General features: G+C 50.9%; 22 protein-coding genes and 1 tRNA gene. 6 read left to right on the forward strand and 17 right to left on the reverse strand.

The window, feature by feature from the left end; all coding sequences use genetic code 11:
* Positions 1 to 91: 91 nt before the first annotated feature.
* From DHN43_RS01670 to rpiA, 8 genes are all read right to left on the reverse strand, one after another.
* Positions 92 to 1,312, reverse strand: a complete 1,221-nt coding sequence (locus DHN43_RS01670) for an MFS transporter (RefSeq protein ID WP_108817529.1) — start codon at positions 1,310 to 1,312, stop codon at positions 92 to 94.
* Positions 1,313 to 1,436: 124 nt separating this feature from the next.
* Positions 1,437 to 3,104: an NAD+ synthase gene (locus DHN43_RS01675; RefSeq protein WP_108817973.1), complete on the reverse strand. Its 1,668-nt coding sequence runs from the start codon at positions 3,102 to 3,104 to the stop codon at positions 1,437 to 1,439.
* 154 nt (positions 3,105 to 3,258) lie between these two features.
* Positions 3,259 to 3,783: a response regulator gene (locus DHN43_RS01680; RefSeq protein ID WP_208860384.1), complete on the reverse strand. Its 525-nt coding sequence runs from the start codon at positions 3,781 to 3,783 to the stop codon at positions 3,259 to 3,261.
* A gap of 164 nt (positions 3,784 to 3,947) precedes the next feature.
* Complete coding sequence (locus DHN43_RS01685) at positions 3,948 to 5,318, reverse strand: class II 3-deoxy-7-phosphoheptulonate synthase (RefSeq protein ID WP_057466053.1); 1,371 nt, start codon at positions 5,316 to 5,318, stop codon at positions 3,948 to 3,950.
* Between the two features lie 352 nt (positions 5,319 to 5,670).
* The gene (locus tag DHN43_RS01690) at positions 5,671 to 6,297 is read right to left on the reverse strand and encodes a gamma-glutamylcyclotransferase family protein (RefSeq protein ID WP_108817530.1); all 627 of its coding nucleotides are present in this window, start codon (positions 6,295 to 6,297) and stop codon (positions 5,671 to 5,673) included.
* Positions 6,298 to 6,396: 99 nt separating this feature from the next.
* The gene (gene gor, locus DHN43_RS01695; RefSeq protein ID WP_108817531.1) at positions 6,397 to 7,776 is read right to left on the reverse strand and encodes a glutathione-disulfide reductase; all 1,380 of its coding nucleotides are present in this window, start codon (positions 7,774 to 7,776) and stop codon (positions 6,397 to 6,399) included.
* Positions 7,777 to 7,940: 164 nt separating this feature from the next.
* Complete coding sequence (locus DHN43_RS01700; RefSeq protein WP_057466051.1) at positions 7,941 to 8,456, reverse strand: DUF2059 domain-containing protein; 516 nt, start codon at positions 8,454 to 8,456, stop codon at positions 7,941 to 7,943.
* A gap of 54 nt (positions 8,457 to 8,510) precedes the next feature.
* Complete coding sequence (rpiA, locus tag DHN43_RS01705) at positions 8,511 to 9,200, reverse strand: ribose-5-phosphate isomerase RpiA (RefSeq protein WP_063293129.1); 690 nt, start codon at positions 9,198 to 9,200, stop codon at positions 8,511 to 8,513.
* 238 nt (positions 9,201 to 9,438) lie between these two features.
* On the opposite strand from rpiA, the gene DHN43_RS01710 reads away from it, so the two are divergent.
* From DHN43_RS01710 to DHN43_RS01725, 4 genes are all read left to right on the forward strand, one after another.
* Positions 9,439 to 10,122, forward strand: coding sequence for an HAD family hydrolase (locus tag DHN43_RS01710; protein WP_082826871.1), 684 nt, complete (start codon positions 9,439 to 9,441; stop codon positions 10,120 to 10,122).
* Between the two features lie 251 nt (positions 10,123 to 10,373).
* Entirely contained in the window at positions 10,374 to 11,648 is a 1,275-nt protein-coding gene (locus DHN43_RS01715; RefSeq protein ID WP_108817532.1) for an MFS transporter, read from the forward strand.
* A 139-nt stretch (positions 11,649 to 11,787) separates the two neighbouring features.
* Positions 11,788 to 11,863 (forward strand) — tRNA-Val (locus DHN43_RS01720).
* A 254-nt stretch (positions 11,864 to 12,117) separates the two neighbouring features.
* Positions 12,118 to 12,300, forward strand: a complete 183-nt coding sequence (locus DHN43_RS01725) for a hypothetical protein (protein ID WP_057466048.1) — start codon at positions 12,118 to 12,120, stop codon at positions 12,298 to 12,300.
* A gap of 56 nt (positions 12,301 to 12,356) precedes the next feature.
* Here DHN43_RS01725 and trpB read toward each other — a convergent pair whose 3' ends face one another.
* The 8 genes from trpB to DHN43_RS01765 form a co-directional block, all read right to left on the reverse strand.
* Positions 12,357 to 13,574, reverse strand: coding sequence for a tryptophan synthase subunit beta (gene trpB, locus DHN43_RS01730; protein WP_108817533.1), 1,218 nt, complete (start codon positions 13,572 to 13,574; stop codon positions 12,357 to 12,359).
* Positions 13,575 to 14,273: 699 nt separating this feature from the next.
* Entirely contained in the window at positions 14,274 to 15,857 is a 1,584-nt protein-coding gene (locus DHN43_RS01735; RefSeq protein WP_108817534.1) for an ABC transporter substrate-binding protein, read from the reverse strand.
* 424 nt (positions 15,858 to 16,281) lie between these two features.
* On the reverse strand, positions 16,282 to 17,109 hold the full coding sequence (locus DHN43_RS01740) for an ABC transporter ATP-binding protein (RefSeq protein WP_063303775.1): 828 nt from the start codon (positions 17,107 to 17,109) through the stop codon (positions 16,282 to 16,284).
* A complete protein-coding gene (locus DHN43_RS01745; RefSeq protein WP_063293134.1) occupies positions 17,109 to 17,951 on the reverse strand; it encodes an ABC transporter ATP-binding protein in 843 nt (280 codons plus the stop codon). Before DHN43_RS01745 ends, DHN43_RS01740 begins: the two co-directional genes overlap by 1 nt.
* Before the next feature lie 2 nt (positions 17,952 to 17,953).
* Positions 17,954 to 18,853 carry an ABC transporter permease subunit gene (locus tag DHN43_RS01750; RefSeq protein WP_108817535.1) on the reverse strand — a complete coding sequence of 300 codons (900 nt, stop codon included), beginning with the start codon at positions 18,851 to 18,853 and terminating at the stop codon, positions 17,954 to 17,956.
* Between the two features lie 3 nt (positions 18,854 to 18,856).
* Positions 18,857 to 19,867 (reverse strand): ABC transporter permease subunit, encoded by a 1,011-nt coding sequence (locus tag DHN43_RS01755; protein WP_057466044.1) that lies wholly within the window; start codon positions 19,865 to 19,867, stop codon positions 18,857 to 18,859.
* A gap of 127 nt (positions 19,868 to 19,994) precedes the next feature.
* Positions 19,995 to 21,584, reverse strand: coding sequence for an ABC transporter substrate-binding protein (locus DHN43_RS01760; protein ID WP_275078088.1), 1,590 nt, complete (start codon positions 21,582 to 21,584; stop codon positions 19,995 to 19,997).
* Positions 21,585 to 22,169: 585 nt separating this feature from the next.
* Positions 22,170 to 22,613, reverse strand: a complete 444-nt coding sequence (locus tag DHN43_RS01765; protein WP_057466043.1) for a MerR family transcriptional regulator — start codon at positions 22,611 to 22,613, stop codon at positions 22,170 to 22,172.
* A gap of 452 nt (positions 22,614 to 23,065) precedes the next feature.
* Here DHN43_RS01765 and DHN43_RS01770 point away from each other — a divergent pair, with 452 nt between their 5' ends.
* Both DHN43_RS01770 and DHN43_RS01775 read left to right on the forward strand, forming a co-directional pair.
* Entirely contained in the window at positions 23,066 to 23,278 is a 213-nt protein-coding gene (locus tag DHN43_RS01770; protein WP_057466042.1) for a SlyX family protein, read from the forward strand.
* A gap of 263 nt (positions 23,279 to 23,541) precedes the next feature.
* On the forward strand, positions 23,542 to 24,222 hold the full coding sequence (locus tag DHN43_RS01775; protein WP_063288353.1) for a GntR family transcriptional regulator: 681 nt from the start codon (positions 23,542 to 23,544) through the stop codon (positions 24,220 to 24,222).
* Positions 24,223 to 24,266: 44 nt separating this feature from the next.
* On the opposite strand, the gene DHN43_RS01780 is transcribed toward DHN43_RS01775, so the two are convergent.
* Complete coding sequence (locus tag DHN43_RS01780; protein ID WP_208980746.1) at positions 24,267 to 24,563, reverse strand: hypothetical protein; 297 nt, start codon at positions 24,561 to 24,563, stop codon at positions 24,267 to 24,269.
* Between the last annotated feature and the right edge of the window lie 24 nt (positions 24,564 to 24,587).

Here is a 24,587-nt window from a genome sequence, read left to right on the forward strand (position 1 = left end):
TATCGCGTTGGCCGGTACGGGTCAACCAGCCAATCTCCGATACCTACGGAATATCTCGGGTTTTAAGTTCAGTTACCGGCTTTTGCTGAATTCAAGCTGGAGAGCGCACAAGCATCAATTGAGGTTTTACAGCAAACAGAACCAAGCCGAGACCGAAGCAATAGAGGCTGGAAAATGCAAACTGGGTGTCCAGCTCTATACCGTTATCCAGCAGGATGCCCATGAGACCTGGAGCGAGTGCAGAAGCGAAGACCATCAGCGCAGAGTAGATTGCACGAATAGAACCCAGATGAGCTGTTCCATAAAGCTCGGCCAGAACAGCAGAGGCAATCGCCCCCCAGGAGCCAACGGTTATGGCGAGGATGATCATCGCAATTGGCACAAAGTACTCTTCGCCGCCAAAGGCAAACACGAGCACACTCACACCAAGAGGAATAACAGAAAGCGGGAGCAATGAGACGGCAGAGAAACGGTCAATCAACATACCAGCAGTCATAGAGAACACAGCACCAGCCGCTGCATAGAGTGGCAGATAGGACGGGATCACAGTCCGTGCCCAGCCCTTTGCTTCCATGAAGTGGACCTGATGGAACATGAGGCCCGTGACAAGAAACGGTACAGCGAGCACGGCTGTCATAACCACCCAGAACCGCCAGTCTGACATCACCTGCTTTCTGGTCCAGCTCACAGCAGGGCCATTTGAGCCTGAAGACTCAAGCGGGTTTTCCGGTGTCCGGTCCTTCTTGAGGGTCAGATAAGCCAGAGGAAGGAAGACGACGAGAAGCGTTATGCCCGCAGCGGACCAGAGATCCCGCCATGAGAATGCGACCATGAGCGAGACAGCGGCCAATGGCAAAAGCGCTTCGCCTGCCATGTTGCCAAAGGACGCAAGGCTGAGAGCCTTCCCTCTGGAGCCATGAAACCAGCGCGACATGGCTGTCTGCGAAGTATGGGGGAGCATGCCCTGCCCGAACAGGCGTAGGCCATAGAGGCAAATTGCAAGTAATATGATGGAGTTATGCCAGCTCATTAAGAAACTGAATCCGGCAAGAATAATAATTGCAGCACACCCGACGACCACAGGGCGATAAAAATCGACTATCCTGCCCAAATAGATAAGCGTTGCAGCACTTGCCAGTGTCGCAAACATGTAAATTGAGCCGAAATCACCGTGAGAGAGGCTATAGGTCTCACGGATCTGGGAGGAAAATTGCGCGATGAAGAAGGTTTGACCAAAGCTGGAGCCAAACCCGAGCAGAAACCCGCCCGCGACCCAGCGCAGGTTGCGCTGGAGAAATTGGAAGAAAGTCATAGACTTAACCTAAAAAGCGTAGAAAGTGATTCAGGCAAGGCGTGATGCTTGCCTGAGCACCAGAGATCAAGTCTAGAGCGCGGCTTGCTTGTTCTTAAAGTAAGATCTCAAGCCGCGTGTGGTTCTAGGTTCGATCCCGGAAACGGTTGGTGATTGGGTAGCGACGATCGCGCCCAAAGTTCTTTAGTGTGATTTTAACACCCGGTGCAGCCTGACGACGCTTGTACTCTGCGATGTAAAGAAGGTGTTCGACTCGATGGATGGTTTCTACAGAGTGGCCGCGCTTGGCGATCTCGTCAAGGCTCAACTCTTTTTCAACGAGACAATGCAGGATGTCATCCAGAACATCGTACTCTGGCAGGCTGTCCTGATCGGTCTGATTTTCACGCAGCTCAGCTGTTGGCGCTTTGACGATGATGTTGTTCGGGATCACCTCACCCGCCGGCCCCATCACACCTGCCGGATGGTTTTTGTTGCGCCAGTCAGAGAGACGATAAACCTCGGTCTTATAAAGATCCTTGATCGGGTTGAAGCCGCCATTCATATCCCCATAAAGGGTGGCGTAGCCGACAGACATTTCTGACTTGTTGCCGGTGGTCACAACCATGGAGCCGAATTTGTTGGATACCGCCATAAGGATGACACCGCGAGAACGGGACTGAAGGTTTTCCTCGGTGATACCGCTCTCAGTGCCGGCAAATACGCCAGCCAGCGTCTGCTGGAAGCCCTCGACAGGCTCTGCGATTGGAATGGTATTGTACTTCACCCCAAGTGCATCCGCGCAGGCCTTGGCGTCCTTGATACTTTCCTCGGAGGTGTAGCGATATGGTAGCATGATGCAGTGAACACGATCAGCGCCCAGAGCATCAACGGCCATGGCCGCACAGATCGCGCTATCAATACCGCCGGACAGGCCCAGCACCACGCCGGGGAAGCCGTTCTTGTTTACGTAGTCTTTCAGTCCAAGCACGCAAGCAAGCCAGTCTGCTTCCTGTGTATCTGGCATTGGAACGATGCGAGTTGGTTTTGCGAACCACAGACCTTCTGCATCTTTATTGAAGTCGAGGTAATCTGTTTCCTCGGTGAATTGACCGAGTTGCATCACCAATGAGCGATCATGATTGAGGGCAAAGGATGCGCCGTCAAACACGAGCTCATCCTGACCACCAACCTGATTACAATACACGAGCGGAAGGCCCGTTTCGACAACACGAGAGAGCATGATCTGCATGCGCTCATCTATTTTATCGCGGTAGTAAGGAGACCCATTTGGAACCAGCAGGATTTCAGCACCTGTCTCTTCCAGACATTCGCAAACCTCATCGGACCATGTGTCTTCACAAATCGGAACGCCAAGGCGCACACCACGGAAACTCATCGGACCCGGATTGGGCCCAGCATCAAAGACACGCTTTTCATCGAAAACGCCATAGTTTGGCAGGTCGACCTTGTAACGCAGGCCCTCAATGTTGCCGTTGTCGAGCAGTGCGACGGCGTTGTAGAGCTTATCCTCTTCGGCCCATGGCAGGCCAACGAGCAGCGCGGGACCACCATCAGCCGTTTCTTTTGCCAAGCCTTCCAGTTCACGCTTACAGGCAGCTACGAAGGCTGGCTTCAAGACCAGATCCTCTGGCGGATAGCCAGCCAGAAACAGTTCAGAATACAAAACCAGATCAGCGCCTTGTTCGGCGGCCAGCTTTCGGTGATGACGCACTTTCTCAGCATTACCGGAGATATCACCAAGGCAAGGGTTGGCCTGTACGACGGCCAAACGGAACTGGTCTTTAATCATCATATAAACTTCAAAGGCTTTAGTGGATGGAAGGGGTGGCCCTGTTTGCTTCGAGCTTTAATAGCTTTGGTTCTCGTGTACCGCGTTTTTGTAGCAGAGAAAAGTCGATCCATCACATAGTTGACGGTTGAGGAAAGGATTCACAGGGTGAAAATCAATCTGACGACTTCTTCTTCACCTGCCCAGAATCTTTCGCCTTTGCCATGAGGTCCAGATGCTGTTGCAGCCTTGTGCCCATTGGCATCTGTGCCATGTCCCTGGCCTGAATAGGCTCATCCCCCTGCATCACGATGGCCTTCAGGCGATCATACAGAATTGCGGGTGCGATTGGTTTGGCAAGGAAGTAATTTACGCCAGCATTGCGCGCTGCCACAACAACGGAACGGCGGGAATCAGCCGTAATGACGATTACCGGGGTCTTGGCAATTTCAGAATCTTCGTCCTGCCTGAGAATACGGAGGAAGTCATTGCCATCAATCGGGTGCATGATCCAGTCGCACAGCACAATATCGGGCCTGCGATCGAGCAGAATTGCGATCGCGTCGGCCCCGTCGCCTGCTTCGTAGATGGAACGCACGCCAAAGCCGGAGATCATAGTGCGCAAGATGGAACGCATGTAGTTGTTGTCATCCACAATAAGGATTGAATAGCCAGACAACAAAGAATCGCTCTGAAGCAACAAACTCTCCCTGAGGGCGAAAAACCTAGAAAAACATCGAGCAGCGAAAGGCAGGAGGCACATCATTCCAATTTTCTATGTGCTTCGCATATAAATATTTATCAAAAAAAGAGGGGCTGCACAATGTGCAACCCCTGATCATCATATGAATACTCTAGATAGAGTTAAGTGTTCACTGCAAGGCGTGTATCAGATTCTTTTCTGAGGTTCTCTGCGATTTTGAACGCCAGCTCCAGAGCCTGATCCGCATTGAGGCGAGGATCGCAATGGGTGTGGTAACGATCACCGAGTTGTTCTGCGGACAATGCGCGTGCACCGCCGGTACATTCGGTTACGTTACGGCCAGTCATTTCGACGTGAACACCACCTGCATGAGTGCCTTCAGCGCGGTGAACCGCGAAGAATGCTTCTACTTCACGCAGAATACGCTCGAACGGACGCGTTTTGTATCCGTTTGCAGTGATGGTATTGCCGTGCATCGGGTCACAGGACCAAACAACTTTCTTACCCTCACGCTCAACAGCGCGTACCATAGCTGGGAGATGTTCGAACACCTTGTCCTGACCGAAACGGGTGATCAGTGTCAAACGACCAGCTTCGTTTTCAGGGTTCAGAACGTCGATCAGCTTGATCAGCTCTTCAGGATCAAGAGATGGACCACATTTGAGGCCAATCGGGTTCTTGATGCCACGGAAGAATTCAACATGTGCATGATCCAGCTGACGCGTACGATCACCGATCCAGAGCATATGGCCGGATGTTGCGTAACATTCGCCAGTGGTGGAATCGATGCGTGTCAGCGCTTCTTCGTAGCCCAGAAGCAATGCTTCGTGACTGGTGAAGAAATCGGTGGAACGCAGCTGTGGTGTATTGTCGGGATCAACACCGCAAGCACGCATGAAGGAGACGGCGTCGGAAATACGATCTGCCATTTCCTGATAACGGTGTGCCTGCGGGCTGTCTTTTACGAAGCCGAGCATCCACTGATGGACGTGATCCAGGTTGGCAAAGCCACCTTGCGCGAACGCACGGATCAGGTTCAACGTCGCAGCAGACTGACGGTAGGCTTTCACCTGACGCTCAGGGTCCGGAATACGAGAGTCTTCGTTGAACTCGATACCGTTGATGATGTCACCACGGTAGCTTGGCAGTTCAATATCGCCTTTCTTCTCAATATTAGAAGAACGCGGTTTTGCAAACTGACCAGCAATACGGCCCACTTTTACAACTGGCTGCTGCGCACCATAGGTGAGCGCCACGGCCATTTGCAGGAATGCTCTAAAAAAGTCGCGAATGTGATCAGCGTGATGCTCTGCAAAGCTCTCCGCACAATCACCACCTTGCAAGAGGAATCCACGCCCCTCGGCAACATCAGCGAGCTGCGCTTTCAACTTGCGCGCCTCACCTGCAAACACGAGCGGCGGATAAGTTGCTAGGCGACTTTCAACGTCTGCCACTGCTTCCTTATCTGGATAGTCCGGTACCTGCACGATCGGTTTTGATCGCCAGGAATCCGGTGTCCATTTGTCCGCCATCTTAAAACTCCATCAATACGGAATGCTGCCAGCGCGCCCTATGCGCCTCTCTTTGGCAGCGTTAATTCTTTGAGCTGTTCTCATCATGAGACAAAAGCCCAGAAAGGCTTATACACGCAGCCCGTTTATCTGACTAGGGGGACGTATACGTTGTTTTATCGCTGTAGGTTGAGGATACCTCAAAAAAATCAGGCCCTATGAGAATCCATCAAACCAATCTGCTTTAGAGCTACTATGTTCTAATAAATTAGAACTTGATAGACAATTATTTCAAAGCACCCTTCAAGATCGCAGATGAACACTTGTGTAAAGATACATGAAGCGTTCACACTCGCGAACCATGAACCTAATTTCAGCGATTTAAATATTGAGCATTCACAGATTTCAGCAGATCGTCAATCGTTGCCGCAAGTTCTTTGGACAGAACAATAGCACGCGGATAAAACGGCTCTGTGCGATCATTTAGGATTGGTACACGATCCCAGCCGTCCGTGGTTTCCATGAAGTGCAACAATCCTTCATGCCCCCACAGGCGATGGAATCCAGCCATGACGCAGTCAACATAACTTTGCAGGATTGGGTGCTCGTCATTGCCCCAGTGCGCGTACTGATCCTGCACCTGATAAAGGAACGTGTCTGATGGCATCTGCCTGCCACAATCGGGCACGAAACTATCATCACTGAGGGATTTGCGGTTATAATGCCATTCACGTTTATCCAGCGCAGGCAGGTTTGCTTTTGTATCAAGCACCATCGCACCACGAATGACAGAGCCCTCTTCACGACGAACACCCAATGCGCAGACACCAACGCCTGACATGCGGCCATTGCCTTCTTTGCCTTTGGAGCAACCACGCCATTCCCGCTTCCAGCCACTCAGCTGTCCAGCAACCACAGTCGTGCCTGCGGGCAAAGTTTCTTCATTTACGAGTGAGCCATAACCAAAATAGCAAATCTGGTCCTGTGTGAGGTCAGTCACGAGTATTCCTATCAAAACGAGAAAGATGCCCTGCTCCAGATGCAGGACAAAAAAGAACCGCTAGCAAAGGCCAGCGGTTCTTTGGAAGTCAACTAAAGTTTAATTCTTGCGGATACGCTCAGATGGTTCGCGCATTGTCACCAATTCTTCTGCAGCAGTCGGATGCACCGCAATGGTACGGTCGTAGTCCGACTTGGTGGCGCCCATGGACAGGGTCACGCCGATGATCTGGATAAGTTCGCCAGAGTCTGGACCCATGATGTGAATGCCGAGGATTTTGTCGGTATCCGCATCCACCAGCATCTTAAGGAACATCTTGCCAGGTTTGCCAGAAAGGGTGTTCTTCATCGGACGGAAGGATGAGGAATAGATATCGATGTTGTCGAAGCGCGCCTCAGCTTCTTCCTGCGTCAGACCTGCGGTACCAATCTCAGGCTGAGAGAAGACTGCGGTCGGGATCATAGAGTGATCGACATGCCACTCCTTGCCACCATAGGTGCTGTCTGCGAAAGCATGGCCTTCACGGATCGCAACTGGCGTCAAGTTGGCACGGTTCGTGACATCGCCCACAGCAAAGATGCTTGGCACAGAGCTCTGGCTCTGCGGAGTGACGACGATTGCACCTGCTTTGTCGAGTTCAACGCCAGCCTCTTCGAGACCGAGGCCTGCTGTGTTCGGACGGCGACCGATCGCGTAGAGCACCTGGTCGGCTTCGATTACTTCACCGGCGTGGGTGGTCACTGTCAGACCGCCCTCATGCTTCTCAATGGATGCAATGGTGGACTTGGTTTTGACGGTGATACCTTTTTCTACCATCTGCTCATGCAGACCAGTACGCACGTCCATATCGAAACCGCGCAGGATTTCTTCACCGCGATACAAAAGCGTGGTCTCAGATCCCATGCCGTTGAAGATGCCAGCGAACTCGACGGCGATGTAACCGCCACCGACAACGATGGTTCGCTTCGGGAACTCGGAGAGGTGGAACGCCTCATTGGAGGTGATGGTATGCTCGCAACCCACAAGGCCTGCATCAACGTTCGGCGTTGCGCCAACAGCTACAAGGATACGTTCAGCTGTAATGACTTGATCGGTAGACAGCAAACGAACGGTGTTCGGGCCTTCAATTACCGCGCGGCTGTCATGCAGCTCAACGCCGGACTTATCCAGGTTGCGGCGATAAATGCCTTCCAGGCGGGTGATTTCCTTGTCTTTATTTTCGACAAGCTTATCAAAATCAAAGGTTGGCGTGCCGTTCAGGCTCCAGCCATACCCGTCCGCATTTGCGAATTCCTCGGTGAATTTAGATGCATAAACAAAGAGTTTTTTGGGAACACAGCCGCGGATAACGCAGGTCCCGCCATAGCGAAATTCTTCAGCAATACCGACACGGGCGCCATGGGTTGCTGCGATGCGCGCTGCACGTACGCCGCCAGAACCGGCCCCAATAACAAAGAGATCGTAGTCGAAATTAGTCATTACAGCCCACTTTCGTTTGCAATAAACCTTATGCAACGACGTTTCGTTACGCTCTAAGGTCTTGTCTTATAAAAACGTAGGCTCAGATTTGGGCCAGATACGCCCAAATTTCAAGGGGCGTATCTGATCTAACTGTTCATTTTGGATTGCGATTTCGTGATCGCTTATTGAGCAGCCATTTCAGCAAGTTTCTTCCGTGAAATTGCGACCATATCGGTGCTGACTGCATCACTCCACTGCTTTGCAGCACCGATCGTCAATGCAGACAGTGTACCGGACAGGTCAGCAAGACGCTTACCGGTGTCGGAGTTGTAGAAGGTTGCGATTTCATTGAGCTGCTCTTCAGAGAAGCGACGAGCCCATACTTCATAAATCACACGATCCAGCTCCTGACGGCGCGGGATAAGTTCAACAGCAGCCTCATTCACAGCGATGTCGATCTCAGCGCTCATTGCCGGATTAGAACGAATAAACAGGGTACGAGTACGCTCTGCAACATCTGGAAGGATGTTATCGAAGTTCTCGATGGACTTTGTTGCACGAACAGCCGCTTTTGCAGCTTCGATGTGGCTTTCAGAAATGGAATTGTCCTGAGCCATAACCGGGCTGGAAATCAGCACACCAGCAACAACCAGTGATGCAACACCTGCAATTGCTGCAGACTTGAACTTAGCGAGCATAAAATGGCTCCCCTATATTTTAATCAGCTGCCCTAAAATGACTGTCGGGACAGCTTAAGGTTCCAAGACACGAATTTCATCAGTACCGGCAACATAGGCCCGTACTGCCATATCAATAAACAACCCGTGCTCAACGACACCTGGAATAACCTCCAGGCGTTTTGCCAGTGACTTCGGATTGCTGATTGCCTGTAGGTGGCAATCAAGAATGTAGTTGCCGTTATCGGTTACAAGTGGCTTTTCCCCTGCCATACGCAGGATCATCTCACCTTGCAGCCCCTCAGCGTCCAGGCTGTTTTGCATCATCTGGCGAGTGGCCTCAAGTCCGAACGGAACAACCTCCACGGGAAGCGGAAACTTTCCGAGGGTATCAACAATTTTGCTCTCATCAGCAATCACAAGCATGCTTCCGGAAGCAGCTGCAATAATTTTTTCACGAAGCAGCGCTGCGCCGCCGCCTTTGATAAGGTTCAGCTGCGGATCAATTTCGTCCGCCCCATCGATAACCAGATCCAGCACTGGCGTTTCATCCAGTGTGGTCAACGGCACTCCAAGCTCGTCGCAAAGAGCTTGGGAATAAGATGAGGCTGGCACGCCGATGATCTCAAAGCCATCCTTCACCATCTCTGCCAGAAGGCGGATCAGTTCATTGACTGTTGAACCAGAACCTATCCCCAACTTCATGCCGGGCTTAACTTCCTTGAGTGCTGCAGCTGCGGCCTGCGCCTTCAAACTCATTGCCATCTGACTAATTTCTCTTCCCCGGACCCAAAGCTTGTTCGGAAACGTTCACAGACAAGAACAATTCTGCCTAGTTATTGCGCTTGGGTCTACTGTGACATAACTCCTGCTGATTACCATGAGGTGTGTGTCCCGCCAAGCAGCAATCCACCCAACACACTATAGGTTTTCCTCGCAAATTGACTTCACGGTGAATTTCGGTAGTGTGGCGCGGATTTTCTCAACAGAAACGAGCTTAAGTATGACAACACCAGTTCTGGTTTTCGACCTAGACGGTACTCTCCTGGAGACCATGGGAGACCTCACAGCGTCGATGAATCATGTTTTGGTAGAAGCCGGGTTTGAAGCCATTGAGCCTGAACGGGTCAGGAAAATGGTCGGGGCAGGCGTGAAAGTGCTGATGAGCCGTGGGCTCGAGGCAAGCAAGATTGAAGTGACAGATGAAGTTCTGGAACCATTGCTTGCCAAGTTTATTCGCTACTACGAGACTCATATTGCAGATAAGACCCATGCTTTTCCGCAGGCGCTGGAAACAGTTGCACGGCTGAGAGCTGCTGGCTGGAAAACAGCTATCTGCACAAACAAACTGGAAAAACTGGCTAAACCGCTGGTTCGGGCCATGGACATGGAACACCTGTTTGACGCTGTAGTGGGCGGAGACACCTTCTCCAAGAACAAGCCGGATGCGATGCCAGTCTTTGGCGCAATCGACATTGCCGGTGGCTCCCGCGCAGGCTCCATTTTCATTGGCGATTCCAAGGCTGACATCAGCGCTGCACGTAACGCTGGCCTGCCCGTGATCGCCGTGGATTTCGGTTACACAGACATTCCTGTCCGCGAACTGGGGCCTGATGTGGTGATTTCTCACTACAATCAGCTGGAAGCGGCAGTCAAAGAGTTGAGTGCTGAGAACGCACCGACCTAACTCTCTGATATAGATACAAGATACTCTGCCGCCCCTGTTTGTTCAGTGGGCGGCAGATTTGTTTACAGCCGCAAATCCGTCTCAATTCCCCCACGTAAATCCCATCAATAAATCACTGCTTGGTTCGATTTCTCGCTCAATGCAGTCACATTCCCCTGCGAAACATTCAGTCAATCGGAAAGCTCTGTTTTCCAGTAAATGAACATCAACACGGGAACACTGCGCCACATCAGGTGCAGGTCAATGGCTGCATGGTTAAAGCTTCACTCGTTTCGCTGTTTGCGATCATTCTGGCTAGTGCGCTTGCGCAACTGGCGAGCTCTGCTTTGCTAACAAGCTTGCCGCTTCAGATCGCCAGCATTGGCGGCTCTGCCTCTCAAGCTGGCCTTGTGGCAGGGGCTTACTCTCTTGGCTTCATGGTTGGATGTATGCGTGGTGTACGCATGATCAACCGGATCGGACACATCAGAGCCTTTGCTGGCGCTGCTGGTTTGACAGCTCTTCTCGTTTTGCTTTTCAAGAACACAGAGAGCATCATTTTCTGGACTGTACTCCGGTTCTTCATGGGGGCGGCATTTGCGGTTTTGTTTGCCACAGCTGATGCATGGCTGAATGAGTCTATCAAAGACGAAGTTCGTGGGCGTATTTTATCTGTGAACTCCATTGTGATTGGTGCAATGGCCATTCTCTCACAGATTTTCGTTGCCAAATTCACCGAGGTTCCATTGCAAATGCTGGAACTGCTCAGCGCTGTACTGCTTGCAGCTGTTGTATTGCTCTGCATGACCCGCTCTGTGCCACCACGCACATACAAAGCCAAGCGCATTAAGTTCAAAGAGATTTGGGCTCAGTCTCCTGTGGCTGTGCTGGGCGCTTTTGCTTCCGGTGCTATTGTCACCAGTCTTTTGACCATTGTGCCTTACTCCCTCTCCAAGGCCGGGGTTGGGGGCAGCACCACAGCTCTTATGATTGCGATGATCTATATTGGCCGCCTGATGTTCCAATGGCCGTTTGGCTCTCTTGCTGATCGCATAGACCGCAGATGGCTCATTCTTGGCTCTTCGGCGCTGATCACCGTTATCATGGTTACCTTCCTGATTGCTGATCCGTTCACTGGCTGGAATTCTGGCTTCCTGCGTAATTATCATCTGCTGAGCATGTTGGGTCTGGTGCTGGTTGTTCTTGGAGGTCTCTCCTTCCCGCTGCAATCCATCTGCGTGGCACACGCATTTGAACGGAAACCGGAAAGCAGTGTTGCGTTGTCGACCTATCTGCTTTTCATCTGGGCTGCGGGCAGTGTTGCAGGTCCAACACTCATCAGTATCCTTGCACCAGTACTTGGTTCCAAGACGCCTGATCTCATTTTGATAGGTCTTAGCGGTTCGCTTGCTCTGTTCACTGCGTATCGGCTTTATGTGGCGAAGCTGTTCTTTGTTCGTCGTTCGTCACGCAAACAACTCCTAAGTGTGAGCAACATGCCTTATGCAAGTTATCACCAAGCTCAACCCTCTGAAAAATATAAGTAATGCGAAGCCTATGGTGTCAACGGGGCCGCCTCCAGCGATATATTTGGAATTCTTTTGGGAAAAGTTTCTTCAGGGGCTTGCGAGAACCCGTCAAAGGCCCTAAACACCTCCTCACGCCACACGGCGCACCACCCTACGGGGGCGATTAGCTCAGTTGGTAGAGCGCTTCGTTTACACCGAAGATGTCGGGAGTTCGAGTCTCTCATCGCCCACCATTCCTTCTTATGAAGGCTTTCAGTCTCCCGATTATTCGCGGAGGCTTTTTTATTTTCTTCCGTTGTTTTCCTTGTACATACACTCCGCCTCCCCATATTGCCCCAGAGGGTTTGGAAACATGTTGTGCCTTGGCGTTTTCGTGGCGCACATCACAACTCTTTGTTTTGAAGCAGAAATTCTTTGAAAGTCTGAAACAGTTTTTCTAAGATGGGCTTCTGAAATTTGGGCAGCTTTAAAGATCAGGACCACGTCTATGAACCGGATATTTTTATTTATCGGCAAGACTTTTGCAGCGTCTGTGATGCTGTTCTTTTTCGTGGTTGTTTTCCAAACCGTGATGTATGGCGGCCCGGCACGTGATGTTGCAGCCTTTATCTCAGGCGCAGGCGGCGTTTCTTACACTTCTTTTGTCGCGATCCGAAATCGGAACGCCTGATCAAGTCATTCGATCTGTGTTAAAAAAGGGAGCCGAAGCCCCCTTCTCTGTCCTTCTTATATCTTCAGATCTTCGCCTATACCGAAGTTGTCGGCGACATAATCCAGATCCTTATCACCACGCCCTGACAGATTGACGAGGATTGTCTCTCCTGGACACTCCTTGGCGAGTTTCATCGCGTATGCGACTGCGTGAGAGCTTTCCAGTGCAGGAATGATCCCCTCATAACGCGAGAGTGCCCAGAAGGCTTGCAAAGTCTCATCATCGGTCGCTGAGCTGTAGTGCACCTTACCGATATCATGCAGGTAGGAGTGCTCAGGTCCGACACCTGGGTAGTCCAAACCAGAGGCAATTGAATGCACTGGCGCGGGGTTGCCTGCTTCATCTTCCAGAACACGGCACTTGAAGCCATGGAGCATGCCCGGCTTGCCGAATGTCATGGTTGCTGCGTGCTGTCCAAGCTCAGGCCCTTTGCCCATTGGCTCGACACCGTGCAGTTTGACTGACTTATCCTGTATGAAGCCAGAGAAGAGGCCCATGGCGTTTGAGCCACCACCAACACATGCCACAGCATGGTCTGGCAGATTGCCGGTCATCTCAGTAAACTGCTCACGGGCCTCGATACCCACGATCTGCTGGAAGTCACGCACCATACGCGGGAATGGGTGCGGACCTACTACAGAGCCGATTGCGAACAGAGCCTCATCGGCCTGCTCCAGATAGGATGTGAACGCAGAGTCCACTGCCTCTTTCAGCGTGCGACCGCCGAAACCAACCGGTACGAGCTTTGCGCCCAATAACTGCATGCGGACGACATTTGGATGCTCTTTCTCGATATCCACTTCACCCATGTGAATTTCGCAGTCTAGCTCAAAGTAAGCTGCAGCTGTTGCTAAGGCCACGCCGTGCTGACCTGCTCCGGTTTCTGCAATGAGCTTCTTCTTGCCCATATGCTTTGCCAGAAGCGCTTCTGCCATGCAGTGATTGAGTTTGTGGGCGCCGGAGTGGTTCAGGTCTTCCCGCTTTAAGTAAATGTTCGCGCCTGAGCCAATCCGGTTGGACAGGTTGCGTGCATGCGAGATGGGGGTTGGGCGGCCCTGAAAGTGCTTGCGGATGTAGCGCAGCTCATTGATGTAGGATGCATCGCCAGAGATCTTTTCGTAGGCTTTCGCGATCTCTTCGAACTGAGGCACCAGCTCAGGCGGCAGGAATGCTCCGCCATACTCACCGAAGTAGCCTTCTTTGTTCGGGAACTCTTTTAAATAATTGTCCATCAGCTCACGCTCTCCCAGCTCAATATCTATATGTATGGGACTGATGCTACTTTAAGCCGTGCGGGGCAATCCATCTGGTAATTGGAACTAGTCACTGATTTCTTGGCAGATAAACAAGCACTTAAAGCACCGCATGGCCTTCCATGCAGTGGTGGAACAGAATTCCCGAAAGTCGGGATGAGCAAGGCGGCAGGCAATACCTGCGCTGTTTGTTAAGTTAGTTTCTTCGGCATTGGCTACACGCCTTGCCCGGGCTTTCTTGGGATGAACAACGTCGCCTCTTTTGCCTATAAGGTACGATAGTCAGTTTCCTGAAAAGACAGTGGCTTATCCAGTCAGGTTTCCCTGCTCAGACAGTTCCTCCGTCTTTGACAGACACATCTGCAAAAGTGGATTTCCCACCGGTACATCTGCATCCGTCACCGCGTGATACCCTATATTCCTGGGTCCTTCCCCTCAAACCATGCGGTCACGTTTGAAGTTCGGTTCACCGGACCACTGAAAGGTGCGTTACGTCTTCCAACAGCCCAACCCAGCCTACGACACACTGACGGTCGCTCCGCCAGCAGCCCGTTACGTAGGCATGCGCTTAGTATGGGCATGGTTTTGAACCAGGGGGATAAGTTTTTGACACACCCGCATACAAAAAAAGCCCCGGCACATGGCCGGGGCTTTTCGTATTCCAGAGAGAACTCTGAATTACTTGAGGTCAACGCCGTAGAAGATGTGACCACCGAATGGATCGATCTTGTAGTTTTCAACCTTCACAGAAACTGGCTCAGAAACAACAGAGTGAGCGATGGTTGCCCATGGAGCTTCACGCTTGAAGACCACCTGTGCCTGCTCATAGAGCTTGGTACGCTCAGCAACGTCTGCAGTTACTTTTGCTTTCTGGATCAGGTCTTCAAACTCAGCGTTACACCACTGAGCGCGGTTGGAACCACCAACGCCGTCACAGCCGAGAAGAACTGCGAGGAAGTTGTCCGGGTCACCATTGTCACCAGTCCAGCCTAGAAGAACAGCACCGTCACGGTCCAGCTCTTTAGAGCGCTTCAGGTATTCACCCCACTCGTAGGAAACGATCTCAACGTCAACACCAACCTTCGCGAAGTCGCCCTGAATAACTTCAGCCATACGACGTGCGTTCGGGTTGTATGGACGCTGAACAGGCATCGCCCAGATCTTCATCTTAAGATCTTTAACGCCTTCTGCTTCCAGAGCAGCTTTTGCAGCAACCGGATCATATTTATCATCCTGAAGGTCTGCATTGTAAGACCAGATGGTCGGTGGAATTGGGTTGGAAGCAACTTTACCAGCACCCTGGAACACTGCACCCAAAATAGCCTGCTTGTTGACAGCCATGTTCAGCGCTTTACGCACCTTTGGATTGTCGTAAGGAGCCTGCTGAGTGTTGTATGCCAGGTAACCAACGTTCAGGCCTTCCTGCTGCATGAGGTTGATCGATGGATCATCCTTCATTGCTGCAATGTCAGCTGGGTTTGGATAAGGCATTACGTGACATTCGCCAGCTTTCAGCTTCTGATAGCGCACGGATGCATCAGGAGTGATCGCGAATACCAGATTGTCGATTGGTGCTTTGCCAGCCCAGTAATCCGGGTTTGCTTTATAGCGGATCAACGCATCTTTCTGATAACCAACCAGCTGGAATGGGCCGGTGCCAACAGGGTTCTGATCGAATGCATCCTGATTGTCCATCATCTTCTCTGCGTATTCAGCAGAGTGAATGGAAGCAAAATCCATCGCAAGGTTTGCGATCATTGGAGCTTCTGGACGGGTCAGAACGAACTTCACAGTGTAGTCGTCTACCTTCACGATCTCTTTGATGAGATCAGGCATGGACATTGCGTTGAAGTATTCGTAGTTACCGCCGGAAACGCCGAAGTATGGGTTTTCTTTGTTGCCCTGACGGTCGAAGGAGAAGATCACGTCGTCCGCGTTGAAATCACGCGTTGGAGTGAAGTCTTTGGTGGTGTGGAATTTTACGCCCTTACGCAGCTTGAAGGTGTATTCCTTACCATCTTCAGATACGTCCCAGCTTTCAGCCAGTGCCGGAGCGATGCTTGTTGTGCCGCGCTCAAATTCAACCAGTTTGTTGAAGATCTGGCGGGAAGACGCATCAAATGTTGTGCCTGCTGTGTAGAGCGCTGGTGTGAAGCCCTCAGGAGAACCTTCTGAGCAGTATACCAGTGTTTTGGCCATGCTTGGTGCAGCAAACGCCATTGTTGCAGCCAACACACTGCCCATAAGAATTGATTTTTTCATTTCTCGTGTCCCCAATCACCTAAAGTGAATGCAAAAGCCAAGGCCTTTGATCATTTATCGAAGCTGCTTGATGCAGTTCTTCTCATAGGATTTTGCAGCGCCACACCGCAGGCTCACCTCAAGCCTACGAACCTCTTCTCAAAGAAGAAGTCATGTTCAGAATGATTTCAGGAAGAAATAGCGCGGATAGAGCACAAAATAAGCCCTCCTCCGCTGCATCGTGTCCTCCCCAGCACACCCCATATGCAACAGCTGCAAACGGGAGTACCTTATACGTAATTCTCGGTAAAATCTCCTCTTAATTGCGCATTTTTCAAAGAAATTGTTTCAACATTGCACTGAATTGGGAAAATCGTTAATGAAATGACAAAGGGCGGCTCCCCGATGGGAACCGCCCTTTTATTTTTCAAACTACACAATCAGCTTAGTGAGAAGCAGCAAGCCGCGCTTTGATGTGAGCGATGTCTGCCTGAGGCGTCGCGTTGAACAGTGTCTGGGTATACTCATGCTGAGGATTTCCAAACACTTCGTCGCGCGTGCCGTACTCAACCACTTCGCCATAATACATCACCATGACCTTGTCCGCGATGTAGCGTACCACAGACAAATCGTGGGAAATGAACAGGTAAGTCAGGTTGAACTCATCCTGCAAATCTGCCAGCAAGTTCAGGATCTGAGCCTGAACGGACAGATCCAACGCTGAAACAGGCTCATCAAGAATGAGGAGTGACGGGTTGAGAACCAGTGCACGACCAATCGCAATACGCTGACGCTGACCACCAGAGAACATGTGCGGATAGCGGTTGAAATGCTCAGGACCAAGACCGACCTTGACCAGCATTTCCATCGCCTTGTCGCGGCGCTCAGCTGGAGACATGGTGGTGTTGATCATCAAAGGTTCAGTCAGAACGTCACCAACACGCTGGCGCGGGTTCAAAGACCCATACGGGTTCTGGAACACGATCTGCACCTTGGAGCGCATGTCCTTGGACAGCTTTTCCTTTGAGATGTCGATCGGGTTGCCCTCGATGAGAAGCTCCCCTGCGGTTGCCGGATCGATCAAGGTCAGGATACGCGCCAGTGTAGACTTTCCGCAGCCAGATTCTCCCACCACTGCAAGCGTTTTGCCGCGTTCCAGACTAAAGCTGATGCCCTTCAGAGCACGGTTGACATGCTCTTTTCCGAAGATGCCTTCTTTGGTGCGATATTCGCGAACCAGATTGCGCGCTTCGAGGATGATATCGTCAGCCATTATGCAGCTCCTTCATCGCCGAGGTGAAAATCAGAGACCGTTGGCAAACGATCACCTGTTGCGTTTTCAGGAAGCGCGGAAAGCAGAGCCTTGGTGTACGGGTTCTTTGGGCTTTCAAAGAGTGAGAGAACATCTGACTCTTCCATCTTTTTGCCTTTGTACTGAACCACCACACGGTCAGCCGTTTCAGCAACCACTGCCATATCATGAGTGATCATGATCAGGCCCATGCCGCTTTCTTTCTGCAGATCAAGGAGCAGATCGAGGATCTGCTTTTGAATGGTCACGTCGAGCGCAGTTGTTGGCTCATCAGCGATCAGCAGCTTCGGCTTACACGCAATTGCCATGGCAATCATCACACGCTGACACTGACCACCAGACATCTGGTGTGGGTACTTTTTCAGCGCCTTCGCAGATTCAGGCATCCCGACGGAGTCGAGCAGCTCAATCGCACGGGTTTTGCGTTCACCGCGGCTCATCGTGGTGTGCTCTTTGAGGGTCTCATCAATCTGAGCACCCACAGTGAAGCATGGGTTCAAGCTTGCAATTGGCTCCTGGAAGATCATGGAAATGTCTTTACCAATGATCTCGCGGCGCTTTTTTGCAGACATGGTCAGAAGGTCATAGCCTTCAAACTCCAGCTTGTCCGCCCACAGATGACCGTTGTTGGCCAGCAGGCCCATAACAGCCAACATGGCTACAGATTTACCAGATCCACTTTCACCCACAACAGCAAGAACTTCACCTGCGTCAACGGAATAGCTCACGCCATCCAGAGCCCGGAAACGTCCATCAACCGTGTCGAATTCAACCGTTAGGTTTTCAATTTCAAGAAGGGCCATCGTCAGCTCCTCTTCAGTTTAGGATCGAGAGCGTCACGCAGGCCATCACCGATCAAGTTGATTGCCAGCACTGTGGTTAAAATCGCAATACCCGGGAAAGTGACAACCCATGGCGCACGCAGGATGAACTCGCGAGATTCTGCAAGCATTGTGCCCCATTCCGGCTGAGGTGGCTGAGCACCCATACCGAGGAAGCCCAGAGCCGCTGCATCAAGGATCGCGGTGGAGAAGGAAAGCGCTGCCTGCACGATGAGTGGAGCCATACAGTTTGGCAGCACAGTCACGAACATCAAACGCAGAGTACCAACACCGGAAACACGCGCGGCCATCACATACTCACGGCTCATTTCGGACATCACTGATGCTCGGGTGAGACGCACATAGTATGGCTGCTGCACGATCGCGATCGCGATCATCGCGTTGAGGAGCGATGGGCCGAGAATAGCAACAAGCACCAAGGCCAGCAGCAAGGACGGGAATGCCAGAATGATGTCCATGATACGCATGATGATGGTATCAACCCAACCACCAAACGTACCGGCCACCAGACCGAGACACACACCAACAACAAGCGCAACAGATACAACCACCACACCAATGAAGAGCGAGAACTGGCTGCCGTAAATCAGGCGAGACAGCAGGTCACGACCCACAGCGTCTGTGCCAAGAACGTAGGACCAGCTCCCACCTTCCTGCCATGCTGGTGGCAGGAGCAGCGCATCGCGATACTGTTCGATTGGTGAATGAGGTGCAATAAAAGCTGCTCCCACAGCAATCACAACAAGCGTCAGGAAGAAGAACAGACCCGCAACAGCCCCTTTGTTGGTGCGGAAATGTCTCCAGAAATTGACGATAAGTTCAAACCGGGTATCCGGTCCGGAATTTTGTGTCACGTCAGCCATGATTTACTCCGTATGCCGAATTTTCGGATTAACCAGACCGTACATCAGGTCCACAATCAGGTTCACGATCATGACGATTGCAGCAATCATCAAAAGACCGCCCTGCACAACCGGGTAGTCACGACGGAAAATACTATCAACCATCCACTTGCCGATTCCCGGCCAGGAGAAGATGCTCTCAGTCAGGATTGCGCCGCCAAACAGCACGCCGATCTGCAAACCAATAATGGTGATGACCGGAATGAGCGCATTCCGCAGAGCATGAATGCCGACCACACGGAAGTTGGAGAGGCCCTTTGCACGTGCAGTACGCACATAATCTTCATCCAGAACTTCCAACATGGCAGAGCGCGTCTGACGCGCAATAACTGCCAGTGGAATAGTGCCCAGAACGATGGTTGGGAGAATCAGATGGCTTACAGCCGAGGTGAATGCACCAGGCTCATCTGAGAGCAATGTGTCGATCAACATGAAGCCTGTAACAGGCTCAATCCAGTACAACAGAGAGATACGACCTGAAACAGGTGTCCACCCCAAAATGCCGGAGAAGAAGATGATCAGCAGCAGGCCCCACCAGAAGATTGGCATGGAATAACCGGCCAACGCTGTTGTCATAACAGTGTGGTCCAGTGCCTTACCGCGCTTTACAGCTGCGATAATACCAGCAGGAAGCCCGACGACGATTGCAAACAGAATTGCACAGAGGCCAAGCTCAACCGTTGCCGGGAAGAGCGTCATAAACTCCTGAAGAACAGGCTGTTTTGTGACAATAGATACACCAAGATCGCCTTGAACCAAATTGCCCAAGTAAGTGAAATACTGTTGCCAGATCGGTTCATTGTAGCCGAACTGCACCATAAGTTCTTGATAGCGCTCAGGGCTTACACCGCGTTCGCCAGCCAAGAGCAGAATTGGATCGCCTGGCAGCAGGCGAATGAAGAAGAACGAGGTCAGAGTAACCCCGATAAAGGTCGGGATGAGCAAACCCAGTTTTTTTAATATGAGACGAAGCATACTTCAGTCACACCAATCAGAGGATTGTTTATCCGCAAGCCACCACTTGCGGTATGGAAGACTTTTCCAAAAAAGTATCCCGGCGAATACATCGCCGGGATACAAATTGTCCAGCGGAAAATTATTTCTACTTCAGATCTACGCCATAGAAGTAATGGCCACCAAACGGATCAATCTTGTAGTTTTCAACACGAACACTGATCGGCTCAGAGACAAGAGAGTGCGCAATAGTTGCCCAAGGCGCCTCACGTTTGAATACTACCTGAGCTTCCTCATAAAGTCTTGTGCGTTCATCTACGTCAGATACCTGTTTGGCTTGTACAACAAGATCATTAAATTCATCATTACACCACTGTGCACGGTTGGAACCGCCCACTGCATCGCAAGACATCAGCACTGCAAGGAAGTTGTCCGGATCACCATTGTCACCAGTCCAACCCAGCAGAACTGCACCGTCACGATTGATGTCAGAAGAACGTTTAAGGTACTCACCCCACTCGTAGCTGACGATCTCGACTTTAACACCGATTTTCGCAAAGTCAGCCTGAAGGATTTCAGCCATACGACGCGCATTTGGGTTGTATGGACGCTGTACAGGCATCGCCCAGATCTTCATTGTCAGATCTTTGACGCCTTCTGCTTCCAAAGCCGCTTTTGCTGCTGCCGGATCATATGGGTCATCAACGATTTCGTTGTTGTAGGACCACATTGTCGGCGGGATCGGGTTTTTCGCGATCTGACCGACGCCCTGGAATACTGCGTCCAGAATAGCCTGCTTGTTGATAGCCATGTTCAGCGCTTTACGCACTTTTGGATTATCAAACGGTGCCTGCTGGGTGTTGTAGGCCATGTAGCCAACATTCAGACCTTCTTGCTGCAGAAGGGTGACGTTTGGATCTTTGGACATTGCATCCAGGTCAGCCGGGTTTGGATATGCCATCACCTGACATTCACCTGCAGCAAGCTTTTGATAGCGCACAGATGCATCTGGTGTGATTGCAAAGACCAGATTGTCGAGTGGCGCTTTGCCATTCCAGTAATCAGGGTTTGCTTTATAGCGGATCAGAGCGTCTTTCTGGTAGCCAACGAGCTGGAAAGGACCGGTACCAACTGGCTTCTGATCAAATGTGTCCTTGCTGTTCACCATTGCGTCTGCGTATTCAGCAGACTGGATGGAGGCGAAGTCCATCGCCAGGTTCGCAATCATTGGTGCTTCTGGACGGGTCAGCTTGAATTTGACAGTGTAGTCGTCAATCTTTTCAATACTGTCGATCAGGTCAGGCATGTCCATGGCGTTAAAGTACTCGTAGGTACCGCCAGACACGTTATGATATGGGTTTTCCTTGTTGCCCTGACGGTCGAATGAGAAGATCACGTCATCGGCATTGAAATCACGGGTTGGTGTGAACCACTTTGTGTCGTGGAATTTTACACCCTTGCGAAGGTGGAAGGTGTATTCCTTGCCATCCTCAGAAACTTCCCAGCTTTCAGCCAGTGCCGGAGCAACTTCGGTTGTGCCAGGCTTGAACTCCACCAGCTTGTTGTAGATCTGACGCGAGCTTGCATCAAATGTGGTGCCTGCGGTGTACAGAGACGGTGTAAAGCCTTCCGGAGATCCTTCAGAACAGTACACGAGAGTTTTTGCCATTACAGGGCCAGCCACAACTGCTGCTGCGAACAGGCTACCACCAAGCAAGAGGCTTTTTTTCAAGGACATTGGTATTCTCATTCCGTTTTATTGCTTGTTCCAGTTGTTCTTCAACACTGCTTATTGCTGCAGTTTATTCAGGGATTTTGGCTTTGAGAGACTATTCCGGCAACGGAAGGATGGAAGGCCGTCTTCTCCACATAAAGATGCATGACGCGGTTTCCCTGCGAGATACATTCTTCAGGTTTTTCGATTTCGGCTTGCACGTAATTCCGCGACGAGATTACCCACTCATAGCTCAAACCAAATCAACGACATCGCACAATCATATGCGATTAATTCTTCGATGGTCGATTTTAGAACATTAAGTTTCGTTTCTGACTTCGGAAATAATTAAAAATTTCAGAAGCACTGTCTAATCGGTACGACTACCTAGAACTGCATCCTCAGGTTGTTTTATTCCTTCTTACTTACCTGAAATTACATAGGTATTCTTACCACATATTTGCGGCGTCGTAATTATACTTTAGAATCGAACTTGATTATTTAAACAGTTTTTACACAATACTATCAGGAGCTTATACGAGTTCAGGCCTGCAGATACGCGTATTGCGTGTCACACAAGCCTGTTATCCAACTGGTTTTGGAGTGTTTTTATTCTTCTGAAAGCTTAGCCATACATTCGTCATGTATGGACTGGATTTCGGAGATCGTGACTTCCAGCGCTTCTTTTCTCGCGCTTAGCTCCTTCAGCACTTCCCCGGTTCTAGAACCAAGGTACTCAAGCTGCTGGCGGTGCCCTTCCCCGTGCTGACCATAAAGGTCCAGGAAGTGTTTGATCTCGGAGAGAGAGGAACCAATCGCTTTACCGCGCAAGATCAACGCCAGGCGCGCTCTGTCTTTGCGGTTATAGATACGCACACCATTGACACGCTGAGGTGAGATCAGACCTTTACTCTCATAAAACCGAATGGATCGGGTAGAGATCTCAAACTCTTCAGCCAGATCGCCAATTCCAAAAAGTTCCTGATCGGCGTGACCCGTTTCTTTTTCCGCTTCCGCGAGAGGGTTCAGCGTTTCTTCTCTTCTCTCAGACATGCATCCCCCTAACATTGAAGAACTTGATTGACGTTACCTAACGTCGCCGTAAAGCATTACCATAACGGCGACACTATATCACCAAATTGTCATTGCGTTTACGGCTTCTCGTTTTCTTCCTAATCTTTACCTATAGGATAACCATCAGAAATCAACACAAATTGCAATTAGCCAGATAGGTAATATTGCGAGATATCGATAGCGCCTTGTAAAAAAGAACGGGATAAACCCACAAGAGATGCCATAGAACATCCGTATCCTGCGTGTTTTTGAATTTTTATTGCGCTGCCGCATTCCCCAGACTTGACAAGTTTGAGGTTTTGGAAGACCCCTGCCCCTACGACGCCTACTGAAGCAACTTGCCTTTGGCTTAGGTCATTTCAGTTATTTGTATGCGTATCCTCTTTTGCGAACCGATTGGCTCTTCAAGGAGATACGCTCTAGGATAAGTTATGAGTAAGAGTCTTGAGGAACGGGTCGACGAACTGGAAATGCATATCGCACACCAGAACGAAACGATCGAAACACTCAATGATGTGGTCTCCAATCAGGCACAGGTTCTTGACCGACTCGTCTCAGCAATGGGACAGATGAAGGACCACCTGCTTGATATTCAGGATCTGGTTGAACAAACACCTGCGAACCAGAAACCTCCACATTACTGAGCAAACAGGCTTTTCCTATACTAAGAGGAAACTATTTTCCTGCTGAACATCAGCAAAGATAGGTATACTCAGGTAAGGGGAAACCTGATATTAAGAGATGACAGGTCTGCTGTGCTTGAACGCAGGCCCTTTTTTCGTGGATCACTCAACGTTACGAGAGTGAACAATACAATTTTCTGTTCCGCCGCCTATAAGGGCTGCCACTGCTGTCCTTTTTTGAACAGCACCTGAGAACAAAAAAGCCTGGATGAGAAAGAAACCCAATGGCTATTGAGCAGATACTGGCGACCCATAAAAAGGAGAGCCTTGCCGATAAAGCTTATCGTCTGATTGAAGAGCTGATCGTCAACCTTGACCTTGCGCCTGGCATGGCGCTGACTGAAGGTGACCTTTGCGAACGGACCGGCATCGGCCGGACTCCAGTGCGCGAGGCCATCAAACGCCTTTCAACCGAAGGGCTGATCGTTATTCGCCCGCGCAAAGGCCTGTTTGTTTCTGAGATTGAGACTTCCGAGTACGTTCTGGTTCTGGAAACCAGAAAGCCTTTGGAGCAGCTCCTCGTCGCTTCCGCTGTGAAGCGTGCGACCGCAGAAGAGCGCGAAGCTCTGCACCAGTGTGCTGAAGAAATCCTTGCGCAGGCCCGTGCAGGCGATGTGAAGGGCTACCTGCGTGCAGATAAGGTTTTTGATGAAGTGCTCTGTGCCGTCTCTCGGAACCCGTTTACAGCTCGCGCTGTGGCTCCGCTACAGACTATGAGCCGCCGGGCCTGGAGTGCTTTCCGCGGTGCTGAAAAGCTCGAAGATTCTGCTATTCGCCATCATAAGCTTGCTGAAGCTTTGGCAAACAACGATGCAGAGAAGGCAGAAGCGGCAGCTGTCGAGATGATGGACCACCTGACCAACTTTGCAGTCAAGCAAGCTGAAAAGACTGGCGACAACGCCTAGGTTCAGAGATCTCAAGCAAAAAGCGGAGCCTGTGCTCCGCTTTTTTATTGTTCAGTTTTTGGCATTTTAAAGGTATCGATCCGGGCGTTACGCCCGCTTGCCCCGAGCAGAACCAAGTATGGTTGATCTGTTTGAATTACCGGTCGCTTTGCACCGTAAATGCCTGAGAGCCGCAAACGCACCTCACCGTGAGGTGTCATTCCCGTAACCATCCCCGCAGACATCTGAGAGAGCTTAATAGGAGCGTAAAGGATCTCGTAGGAGGGAGGAGCAGCTCCAGGTCTCATGACGACCACAGCGTTTGCTCTGATATCACGCCCCTCGTCCTGTACGTCGACCACTCCAACGGCTCGGTGCAAAATTTT

Origin of the sequence: Pseudovibrio sp. Alg231-02 (assembly GCF_900143565.1) — a bacterium.
In the GTDB taxonomy this organism is placed as follows: Bacteria; Pseudomonadota; Alphaproteobacteria; order Rhizobiales; family Stappiaceae; genus Pseudovibrio.

Coding starts and splice junctions, on each gene's coding strand:
- DHN43_RS01670 (WP_108817529.1), bottom strand. CDS start 1,312: ATGACTTTCTTCCAATTTCTCCAGCGCAACCTGCGCTGGGTCGCGGGC.
- DHN43_RS01675 (WP_108817973.1), bottom strand. CDS start 3,104: ATGATTAAAGACCAGTTCCGTTTGGCCGTCGTACAGGCCAACCCTTGC.
- DHN43_RS01685 (WP_057466053.1), bottom strand. CDS start 5,318: ATGGCGGACAAATGGACACCGGATTCCTGGCGATCAAAACCGATCGTG.
- gor (WP_108817531.1), bottom strand. CDS start 7,776: ATGACTAATTTCGACTACGATCTCTTTGTTATTGGGGCCGGTTCTGGC.
- DHN43_RS01700 (WP_057466051.1), bottom strand. CDS start 8,456: ATGCTCGCTAAGTTCAAGTCTGCAGCAATTGCAGGTGTTGCATCACTG.
- rpiA (WP_063293129.1), bottom strand. CDS start 9,200: ATGGCAATGAGTTTGAAGGCGCAGGCCGCAGCTGCAGCACTCAAGGAA.
- DHN43_RS01710 (WP_082826871.1), top strand. CDS start 9,439: ATGACAACACCAGTTCTGGTTTTCGACCTAGACGGTACTCTCCTGGAG.
- DHN43_RS01715 (WP_108817532.1), top strand. CDS start 10,374: ATGGTTAAAGCTTCACTCGTTTCGCTGTTTGCGATCATTCTGGCTAGT.
- DHN43_RS01725 (WP_057466048.1), top strand. CDS start 12,118: ATGAACCGGATATTTTTATTTATCGGCAAGACTTTTGCAGCGTCTGTG.
- trpB (WP_108817533.1), bottom strand. CDS start 13,574: ATGGACAATTATTTAAAAGAGTTCCCGAACAAAGAAGGCTACTTCGGT.
- DHN43_RS01735 (WP_108817534.1), bottom strand. CDS start 15,857: ATGAAAAAATCAATTCTTATGGGCAGTGTGTTGGCTGCAACAATGGCG.
- DHN43_RS01740 (WP_063303775.1), bottom strand. CDS start 17,109: ATGGCTGACGATATCATCCTCGAAGCGCGCAATCTGGTTCGCGAATAT.
- DHN43_RS01745 (WP_063293134.1), bottom strand. CDS start 17,951: ATGGCCCTTCTTGAAATTGAAAACCTAACGGTTGAATTCGACACGGTT.
- DHN43_RS01750 (WP_108817535.1), bottom strand. CDS start 18,853: ATGGCTGACGTGACACAAAATTCCGGACCGGATACCCGGTTTGAACTT.
- DHN43_RS01755 (WP_057466044.1), bottom strand. CDS start 19,867: ATGCTTCGTCTCATATTAAAAAAACTGGGTTTGCTCATCCCGACCTTT.
- DHN43_RS01760 (WP_275078088.1), bottom strand. CDS start 21,584: ATGTCCTTGAAAAAAAGCCTCTTGCTTGGTGGTAGCCTGTTCGCAGCA.
- DHN43_RS01765 (WP_057466043.1), bottom strand. CDS start 22,613: ATGTCTGAGAGAAGAGAAGAAACGCTGAACCCTCTCGCGGAAGCGGAA.
- DHN43_RS01770 (WP_057466042.1), top strand. CDS start 23,066: ATGAGTAAGAGTCTTGAGGAACGGGTCGACGAACTGGAAATGCATATC.
- DHN43_RS01775 (WP_063288353.1), top strand. CDS start 23,542: ATGGCTATTGAGCAGATACTGGCGACCCATAAAAAGGAGAGCCTTGCC.